This window comes from Pseudomonas sp. HMWF006, assembly GCF_003061205.1.
Classification (GTDB): Bacteria; Pseudomonadota; Gammaproteobacteria; order Pseudomonadales; family Pseudomonadaceae; genus Aquipseudomonas; species Aquipseudomonas monsensis.
Genome location: NZ_QAIU01000095.1, coordinates 10,538 through 20,113, shown reverse-complemented (window position 1 = coordinate 20,113; position 9,576 = coordinate 10,538). Strand labels below are relative to the sequence as shown.

Here is a 9,576-nt window from a genome sequence, read left to right as displayed (position 1 = left end):
GCGGGTGATGAAGCCTACCTGGTTGCGGGAGACCGCCTAGAACTCCTGGCTGCGCAGGATACCGATTATTCGCTGTATGACATGAAGAAGAAAGGTAGCTTCGGCAAAAAGAAAACCAAGCATGACGAAGTCACTGATGTGAAAAACATCAGCAGCGAAATCACCTCCGGCGGCAGCATGCTGCTCGCCAGTGGCGGCGATCAGCATTATCAGGCGGCCAAACTGGATAGCGGAAACGACCTGGTTATCAGCAGTGGCGGAGCCGTCACGTTCGAGGGCGTGAAGGACCTGCATCAAGAGAGCCACACAAAAAGCAATACCAGCCTGGCCTGGAACTCGATGTCGGGCAAAGGCAAAACCGACGAGACTTTGCGCCAAAGTCAGCTAATTGCCAAAGGGCAATTGGTGATCAACGCGGTTGATGGCCTGAACATCGACATCAAACAGATCAACCAGAAATCGATCAGCCAGACCATCGATGTAATGGTAAAGGCAGACCCACAACTGGCGTGGCTCAAAGAGGCCGAAAAGCGCGGTGATGTGGACTGGAAACTGATCAAGGAAACCCACGACTCGTTCAAATACAGCAGCTCGAGCCTTGGTCAGGGCGCGATGTTGGTGATCATTATTATCGTCACTGTGCTGACGGCAGGTGCTGCCAGTACAGCGGTTGCGTCTGCCAGTACGGCAATGGGGGCGAGCGCTAGCGGCACTATGGCGGCGGCATCGGCGGCCACTGCAGCAACGGCAACCTCGGCCGCTACTGCTGCCACTGCGGCAGGGTTGGGGAATGTGATGGCCTCGGCCGTGCTGACGACCATGGCCAGCACCGCAGCTGTTAGCACGATCAATAACAAAGGCAATCTAGGGGCTGTAGTTAAGGAAACCTTCAGTAAGGACAACCTGAAAAGTGCAGCGATTTCGGGTCTCACAGCTGGCGTTACAAAGGGTGTGATCGATCCACAACTCGGCGGCCACACGGTGCCGTTCAACAACCTTACAAAAGGATTTGACCTAAATACTCTTCAAGGTATCGGTGGTTTCGCGGTTCATGCGGGTGCTCAGGGGATCGCTGGCGGGGCCATAAAAACCGTGATTGGTGGGGGCAGTTACAGCGATAACTTGAAGGAAGGACTGCTTTCTCAGGCCGGCAATGTGGCCGCTGCCACCGCGTTCAACTTTGTCGGGGGCTATTCCCAAAATCACTGGCAGGCAGCAAAGGATGCGGGTGATACAACCGGTATGGCGATGTGGGCCGAGGGGGGCGTGGCTCGCACTGCGATGCATGCGTTGATGGGGGGCGCGATATCCAGTGCAACCGGTGGCGATTTCAAAACCGGCGCGGTGGCTGCAGGCGCCAGCCAGGCTATGGCCAGCGTACTCAACTCCACGTTCGACACCCAACCTGAGCTACGCCAGGCATTTTCCCAGATTGTCGGTTTGACCGCCGCTGGACTGGCCGGCGGAGATGTCAACAAGGCATCGTGGGTCGCCTTGATGGCTGACGAATACAACCGTCAGCTTCATCAAAAAGAAACGTTGGCACTGGAAAAACTGCAAAAAGAGAACCCTGATAAAGCTTATCAACTCAAGGCGGCAGCCTGTGCCTTGGTTCATTGCAGTGCTTCGGTACCGCCCGATGACCCGCAATATGAAACCATCAAAGCATTGGAAACTGATGGTAAAGGTTTTAAAGATGCTCAGGGTGCGCTGTTCGCTACGGGAGCCTTTGACGAGTATTCGAAATGGGATCAGGTCAACGACGACTTGTTGCTCAACGACAAAAATCTCAGGCAATCGGCAAACGCCAGTCGAGCGGTACTGGGTGCTATAGGGGCTGCCGCAGGATTTGGCGGCGCGATAGTGTCCAGCCCGGCGTGTGTAACCGCCGTTGGTTGCGCGATTCCTGCGCTGTCCGGGCTGGGAGGCGTTGCATCGTTCGCTGATGGATGGCAAGCCACCGGGGAGTTGTTTGCGCCATATGAATACAGCCAGGGAAGCAGAGTACTCGACTCTTTCAGCAGCGCGACCTACCCGGGTGACGTGAATCCGCTGCGCGATTACGGAACGGAAGCAGCAAAGGCTGCTATGGAAATAGCGCTGCTCAAGGGCGCCGGAAAATACCTGGAGGGAAGCGGGGAGCTGCTGTTGACTTCAGGTGGCAAGAAGGGAGGGAGTCTCCCAGGCAGCACCTCGGAAGTCGATAAAGTTGAATTCGATGCTACTCGCGATGCAGAGGGTTTTGGGTTGTCTGCTCAGCGTGACTTTGTCCCGGGGAAAGAGCATCGTGCAGAAAATATCAACGCTGGACAGGTAACGGATCGTGATGGCCTTCCGCGTGTTGATGGTGAGAAGGTAGCGAATGATCGCCTCTTGAGTCAGCAGGCCGACGGAATTGATCTTCCATACTGGGGAACACAGCGTCCGGCTTGGATGGAGGGGACAATGGTGACGGATAGGGTAGTGGATCAGCCGCGCACCATGACGATGACTATAAACAAACTACAATATGATCGGATGCAGGAGGCGGTCGCTCAAGGCAAGAATCCGTCCTCCCTTCTTGGAGGTTGGGCCACGGAAACTCCTATAAAATCTGTGGCAGACGTTCGAAATAAACTTGCAGTTTCTGAAGAGTTTAAAGAGGGTCCATTATTCCAAGTCGAATTTATGGTGAAACCAGGAGTCGGAATTCGTGAAGGAACTGTTGGTGATATGTGGGATGCGAAGAACGAAGCTCGCTTGCCTGGTGGAGGGCATCAGGTAAACTTTATGGATAAGTCCCCCCGAACTAATCCAGAGTTGTATGAGGTTAACATGGGGTCGGTGAGGTCGTTGCAGTGAGTCAGTTGATTAGTGAAATTAGAACAAAATGGGAATTCGATGATGGACTACTTTTTGAGCAGTTTGTCAGCTGGGACGGGGCATGTACCAGTTTCGAAGATACTAAAAATATAATGCTGTATGCGCAAAAGCACGCCGTCGTACGTTTTGAGCGATATTTGGCCTTTGAAAACGGCGTTGAACTACGTATTCCGGTCAGTGAGATGCCTTATATTCTTGCTGATAGAACAGGGGTTTTGGTCGTTTTTAATGAGGTGCCATCAAAATTTGGAATGTCTGAATTTCCTTGGTTTTTTAACTGTCCAAATAATGCGGCGATTTATAACTCTGATTGTTCCTTACGCTTCCAATTAAAAAGCGCTCATGGTGTGGGAAGCTATATTGGTGCTGTGCACTATACGTCAACGCCCGCAAACCCAAATGCGTTAGGTGTTTTGGTTGGCACCGTAGGGCATGACCCAGAGTGGCTTTATTTGGTTGATCCGAATAGCTCTGAGTTGATTTCTACTGGAAAGTGGATTCGTTATTAGTTGGAGCGAATAAATGGGGACAGACCACGTTTAGATAACACTCCAAAAACGTGGCCTGTCCCCGTTTTCCTCGCTGGCTACAAACCCCAGGTGGAGGAAAAATAACACCGTCAGGCTCGTACGATTTTGTGACGATGCCGGGTGGTAAGGTAATGGGAAAGGGGGACAGACCACGTTTAATGTAGTTGACTGCAACAATACGTAAAAATTTGCCGTCATTTGTGCTGTGCGCCCGCTAAGCTTTCAGGTCGACCAATTGAAAGGATTCATCGATGCCGCGTACACCCCGTTTTCCGTGCCGGAACTCTCAGAGACATGGCGGGTGACCCAGTGCCGTAACCTGGTGGAGGCTATTGTGACCATCTCAAAGAGATGAATGACCTGCTCCGAGGATTGAGAAATCACACTGAAACTTTGAAGGGCGTTACTGACCCTGCGGCAGTTGCGACACGTCAACGAGCGTTGGATACTATTAGTCGAATCGAATCGGCCCTGAATGGTGCAGGAATATGACATTTCGAGAGTTCGAAAAAAAATATTCGGTTGCTTGGTCACCAGAAGACCCGATGTCCTCTTTGAGTGAGTGGTATCTATCTGTTCGTGATACGGATTTTGATAATCTTGAGGTCGGTGATGTATGTCGAGCTTTGAGGCAGGATTTGTTTATTGCTCATCTATTAACTATCGCTACGCGTTTTTTGTCAGAAGATGTTCTGACAGGGGATCGGTATGATGGTGAATTGATTTCCGCACTCGCAGATATCAAGGCAGATTATTGGGTTGTAAATGTTCAAGCGGCCAGATATACGATTGATGCTTTGGTGCGAGTATCTGATATCAGTGAGGATGTTGATTGTCTAAGCGACACATCCAGGTTGATAAAAACTATAAAGGCGATCATTTGAAGGATAAATGGGGACAGACCACGTTTAGAAAGAACTACGAAAACGTGGTCTGTCCCCGTTTTCCGTTGATAAACGCGGAAGAGACTTGGGGAACGCCACGCGTGATGGAGAATGCCTGATCAAGGGGGGGGGGGCTGCTGATTATATTAAAACGGTAAAAAAGTAGGTTTTTTTGAGCCCTGAAACATATGAGCTTTTGAATAGTATTCCAGATGGTGCAGATTATGCCGTGGCCGCGGGTGACTTGGATCCAGAGGATACTCCTCAGAAAAGAGTTGATGCCGTTCTGGACTTGCTCCGTACTACCAGTAACATCGAGGAACGTTTTCAGGCTGCGAAACTACTGACAAGTTGGGGCATCCATGATGGCTTGGATGCTCTGGAAGTTATTATGGGCAAGCCTGAAGATATTCAAGGGTTTTATATACATCGATTGCATGGATACGATGACACCTATCGCCAAATACTCATGGCAATAACCAGTTATTTTGCCAACGTGGTCGATCGTGGAGAAATAGCCGCTGCGAGAGCACTGGTGTATGCCCCTCTGGGAAAAATTATTTTATTAGCGAATGAGTTACCCTTTGAAATAACGGGTATTTTTGACTTTGCGAAAAGCGCGAGCGTCTCAGAATACGTACCGTTGTTAGAGGAGCACTTGGCCTCCATCATTGATCAACCAAACCTGCATGGCTGGAAAATTTATGATGCTATTCAGTTTTCGATAGGGGGTTGACTCCAAAGTCGTCATGCTTCTATGGCGTGATCAGAATAAGACTGTTGATGATTTTAAGCCGACAGCACAAGTTTGAATGGTGGGTGCGTTGAATAAATAGTGGACAGATCTGAGGTATCCCCACAAATCTACTCTAGGCTCTGCGCTTGATGATGCATCTCATCACGCAGAGCTTTTGCCAGACTTTCCCGGTAATGCTGTTCCCCGTAGAGGACGATTAAGTCATGGCTGCAATACAGCCGGCCTCGTTCTTTGACGCCCCAACCGTTGGCCATTTATCATGCGAAAGCATAACGGCTTCACTGTGTCGTGAATCATTCGAGTACGTGCCTTCCTGCGGCCGCGCACGTCAACCTTGCCTCACCAATCCCGTATCGGCCTACGCCGTCATTTCAGGTGCTCAACAACGTGTCTGTCCCGAAAATTTCCGTCGTCATCCCCACGTACAACGTTGAGTCCTACATCGCCGAAACCCTCGATTCACTGCTCAATCAACCCGTGCCGTTGCATGAAATCATCTTGATCAACGACGGCTCGACCGATGGCACGCTCGCGGTGATTGAGGCTGGTTTTGGCCATCGCCCGGAAGTCAAAGTGGTCACTCAGGTCAATCAGGGCGTTGGCGCTGCCCGGCGCAATGGTCTGGCGCTGGCGAGCGGGGAGTATGTGTTCTTTTGCGATCCGGACGATGTGGTCAGCCCGGAGTTGTTTTCGACGCTGGTGGAGCAGGTGCAGGCCAACGCCGCGCTTGAGTTGTTTTATTTTTCCAAGCGTTCCTACACCGAAGTGGACGGCGAGAAGCAACTGTTGCGACGTAACACCGCCGCCAGTCGCAATGGCTGGTTCGAGGCGGGGCGCGACTTGCTGCAGGATCTGATTTTGTCCGGCAAGTACCACGCGGCGACGTGGCAATACATTTTCAAGCGTTCGGTGTGCGAGCGTTTTGTGGTCCGGCTGGAAGGTCGGGCGCATGAAGATCATGTGTTCAGCATGAATATTTACCTGCACAGCCAGGCCACTTTTGCCACGGCAGCGGACTATTACTTTCAACGGGTCAGGAGCGGTTCGCTGACGCAGAGCCACAAGGACGTTGAGTACGTGATGGGCAGTTATGCCGCGTATCGCGACACGCTGGCAGCGTTGAAAAAGCACATTGCTGCGTTCAGTGCCGGGCGCGAAGTTGCGCTGAATTTCATGGAGCGCAATGTCGACGCACTGATCACCAAGTGCATCAAGTATGGTGTGCCGTTGCCACAGCAGATCACCTCAATGACGCGACAAGACAGCCGTGATTGCGGGGTGATGTTGCACACTCGCTGGACGCTGTGGTTTCCGCGCATCGTTCACGGGGGGCGCAAGCTGCGTTTCAATCTGAAGCAGTCGCGCCGGAGTCGAAAAGCCGCCGCTCAGGGGTAGCGTTCACTTGCCGACAAGCGAAAAAAGGGGCGAATCCATATCGATGAATTCGCCCCTTTTTATTGCGGCTCAATTACGTGGTTCTCAGCGAAACGCCGGCACCACATGCTTGATAAACAGCTCCAGCGATTTCTTCTTCTCGTCATGCGGCAAGCGGTTGTCACACCAGAAACTGAACTCATCCACGCCCAGTTCCTGGTAGTACTTGATCCGCGGAATGATCTCTTCCGGCGTACCAATCATTGCGGTCTTGTGCAGGCTCTCCAGTTCAAACTCAGGGCGCCCGGCAAACTTCTCTTCCGGGCTTGGCGCGAGGAAGCCGTTGACCGGGGTTTGCTTGTTGCCGAACCACGCATCGAAGGTGCGATAGAAACGTGAGATCGCTTTCGCGCCGATTTTCCAGCCATCCGGATTATTAGCGGTGTGCACGTGAGTGTGACGCAGCACCATCAATTGCGGACGCGGCACATCCGGGTTGTTATCCAGCGCAGTCTGGAACTTGTTCTTCAGGTCGAGGACTTCTTCGTCGCCCTTCATCAACGGCGTGACCATTACGTTGCAGCCATTGGCCACGGCGAAGTTGTGCGAATCCGGGTCGCGGGCGGCGATCCACATCGGCGGATTCGGCTTTTGAATAGGTTTCGGCACGCTGGTCGAGGTGGGGAATTTCCAGATGTCGCCGTCGTGGGCGTAGTCGCCTTGCCACAGTGCGCGGACCACCGGGACCATTTCGCGCAATGCCTGGCCGCCAGATGAGGCAGGTATGCCGCCGGCCATGCGATCGAATTCAACTTGATAAGCGCCACGGGCCAGGCCGACTTCCATGCGGCCATTGCTGATGACGTCGAGCAACGCGCATTCACCGGCGACCCGCAGCGGGTGCCAGAACGGCGCAATGATGGTGGATAAATGGGGACAGACCACGTTTAGAAAGAACTACGAAAACGTGGTCTGTCCCCGTTTTCTATGCCTGCTGGCTCCACCCCTGTTCCAGGGTTGGAAAATGGTTATTGGATCTCGGTGAAAAATGGGCAACCGATTAACCCGGCGACAGGCGGAACCGGCATGAGAGGACATACACATGTGCCTTTGGCATCTGATACCTTTCCGCCAAAAAGATGAGGTGGTAATAATGATTGAACAGAGAGATTTGGCTGAGTTTAAATCAGCAATTCTTACAGGCGTGATTGTCGGAATAGGATCGTTTGTTCTGATTTTTGATAATAGTGTGTCAGTGCTGATTCAGTGCCTTCGCCTGCGGTGATGAGGGGGCGTTGAAATATGGGCGCGGCGAACATCTTCATAGTGCTGTCGTCCTTTTTGAACTATTGAATCGTCGTGTGAAAGAGGCGGGTTTAGAAAAAGGAGAAAAGTTGGTAATAACGTTTGATGATCGTAAGTTGCTTTAGATAATTCCTGAGGAAAATGGTCTTGAATCTTATGTTCTCACAACTCGGCATGGAATCTGTCCCGTTTCAATCAGTTCGGAGGGCTTGAGGGTAAATGGGGGGCAGACCACGTTTAGATAGTATTCCGAAATGTGGTCTGTCCCCGGTTTGCCCAGATTAAAATCGGTAATAAACTGCTTGGGCAAGATGGTCAGCTTTATGAAAAGCCAAATAATCTCATCCATATTCCAGTGGATTTTAAATGATGACGCCCATTTCTTATTATCGCTTGCTTCCCGACTCGATGCCTGAAGATAATGTGGCAAAGGAATTTTAGAACTTTTAAAAGAGGCGCCTGACTCTGAGAAATTAAAGCATGATTTTTTAGAGGCTTTGCTAGAGCTAAGTGATCGTCAGTGGCATACCTACAGACAGTTGCGTCAGCCACTAAAAGCTCAGATTGAAAAAATCCTGATCAATTGGTGGGATGGGCTTGATTTCGGTTTTGCCGAGGGCTCGATTGTCGTTGCTGCACACCCTGGATTAGTTGAGCTTTTCGACTTTATATCGAGCCGAGAAGCCAGTGAGCTTTCGCCTGAGGTGGCTGCAGAGATTAGAGAGTCAATTGCTGAGCTGGGTGATAATATCGCTGATCCGTATAATGGTATGTGATTTGAATTGGTCACGTTTGAACTGGGATAAATGGGGGCAGACCACGTTTGGAAAATACTTCGAAAACGTGGTCTGTCCCCGTTTTCTCATTTGTGAGATCACGTCTGATTTTCCTGGATATGAATAGAAATCTGGCGATAAGAGCAGTTTTTTCGGAGGCGGGCTATGAATAAACAACAGCAGGACTTGATGATTGATCTGGTGTCGCATGGGATTTCAAAAGACTGTTTTCTTGAGTCTCTATTTAAGGGTAGGGATATCCCCGAAGATTACCTGCGTGCTGAACTGGAAACTGCTCTTGAAATTAAAGATGCTGACAGTGTGGAATGCTTACTGATATTCGGTGCGGTGTTCGGTTTCACTCAGGACTGCGCGGATGTGTTATGCCGTTTACTCGTCGAAGATTGGCATGTCAGTCACGAGAATATTGCAAGGGAATTGAAGGTTTTCAGATACCCTGGGGCGGTTGACTATTTATTCAAGACGGCGCTGACCTGCTATCCGTATATCGCTTCCGAGCATGCTCTGGGTGTGAAATGCATTTATGCTTTACACGAAATTGGTACCGATAAGGCTAGAGAAAAATTGCAATTGCTAGCCGAGGTTGATAACGCTGAAATGTCCGAGCGTGCACGCCGTTTATTGGCGCGAGTGTGATGTTTCTTTAAAAGTGACTGAGTTCCCAGGCCGTAAAATGCATTTTCCCCATTTAAAATAAAAAGCCCCGAATTGCTCGGGACTTTTTATTGGTGCAGGCAATCAGCAGTGACTCACCGAAACGCCGGCACCACATGCTTGATAAACAACTCCAGCGACTTCTTCTTCTCCTCATGCGGCAAGCTGTTGTCACACCAGAAGCTGAACTCATCCACCCCCAGTTCCTGGTAATACTTGATCCGCGGAATGATCTCTTCCGGCGTACCAATCATCGCCGTCTTGTGCAAACTCTCCAATTCAAACTCCGGACGCCCGGCAAACTTCTCTTCCGGGCTCGGCGCCAGAAAGCCATTGACCGGCGTTTGCTTGTTGCCGAACCACGCATCGAAGGTGCGATAGAACCGTGAGATCGCTTTCGCGCCGACTTTCCA

Annotated in this window: 9 protein-coding genes and 1 pseudogene; 7 read left to right on the top strand and 3 right to left on the bottom strand. The window is 51.0% G+C overall.

The genetic code is table 11. The annotated features are described in order from the left end of the window. The 5 genes from DBR24_RS03835 to DBR24_RS03815 all read left to right on the top strand — a co-directional run. Positions 1 to 2,841: DUF637 domain-containing protein (locus DBR24_RS03835; RefSeq protein ID WP_177490422.1), on the top strand; the 2,841-nt coding region annotated here is incomplete at its 5' end. Next, positions 2,838 to 3,371: a hypothetical protein gene (locus DBR24_RS03830; protein WP_128613941.1), complete on the top strand. Its 534-nt coding sequence runs from the start codon at positions 2,838 to 2,840 to the stop codon at positions 3,369 to 3,371. The genes DBR24_RS03835 and DBR24_RS03830, both read left to right, overlap by 4 nt. A gap of 509 nt (positions 3,372 to 3,880) precedes the next feature. Beyond that, positions 3,881 to 4,276 (top strand): contact-dependent growth inhibition system immunity protein, encoded by a 396-nt coding sequence (locus DBR24_RS03825; protein WP_128613940.1) that lies wholly within the window; start codon positions 3,881 to 3,883, stop codon positions 4,274 to 4,276. 172 nt (positions 4,277 to 4,448) lie between these two features. Beyond that, positions 4,449 to 5,012, top strand: a complete 564-nt coding sequence (locus DBR24_RS03820) for a hypothetical protein (protein ID WP_371921226.1) — start codon at positions 4,449 to 4,451, stop codon at positions 5,010 to 5,012. A gap of 408 nt (positions 5,013 to 5,420) precedes the next feature. Beyond that, complete coding sequence (locus tag DBR24_RS03815) at positions 5,421 to 6,428, top strand: glycosyltransferase family 2 protein (RefSeq protein WP_158277019.1); 1,008 nt, start codon at positions 5,421 to 5,423, stop codon at positions 6,426 to 6,428. Positions 6,429 to 6,512: 84 nt separating this feature from the next. Here the strand turns inward: DBR24_RS03815 and DBR24_RS03810 are convergent. Further along, positions 6,513 to 7,331, bottom strand: a pseudogene (locus DBR24_RS03810) (LLM class flavin-dependent oxidoreductase); the annotation flags it as partial. A gap of 920 nt (positions 7,332 to 8,251) precedes the next feature. Here DBR24_RS03810 and DBR24_RS03805 point away from each other — a divergent pair. Beyond that, a complete protein-coding gene (locus DBR24_RS03805) occupies positions 8,252 to 8,488 on the top strand; it encodes a hypothetical protein (protein ID WP_128613938.1) in 237 nt (78 codons plus the stop codon). A gap of 165 nt (positions 8,489 to 8,653) precedes the next feature. Beyond that, positions 8,654 to 9,145, top strand: a complete 492-nt coding sequence (locus DBR24_RS03800) for a hypothetical protein (RefSeq protein ID WP_128613937.1) — start codon at positions 8,654 to 8,656, stop codon at positions 9,143 to 9,145. Between the two features lie 113 nt (positions 9,146 to 9,258). On the opposite strand, the gene DBR24_RS34760 is transcribed toward DBR24_RS03800, so the two are convergent. Together DBR24_RS34760 and DBR24_RS34755 are read right to left on the bottom strand one after the other, a co-directional pair. Beyond that, on the bottom strand, positions 9,259 to 9,441 hold the full coding sequence (locus DBR24_RS34760) for a hypothetical protein (protein ID WP_371921225.1): 183 nt from the start codon (positions 9,439 to 9,441) through the stop codon (positions 9,259 to 9,261). Continuing rightward, on the bottom strand, positions 9,414 to 9,576 hold a 163-nt coding region (locus DBR24_RS34755; protein ID WP_371921227.1), incomplete at its 5' end, for a hypothetical protein. The genes DBR24_RS34755 and DBR24_RS34760, both read right to left, overlap by 28 nt.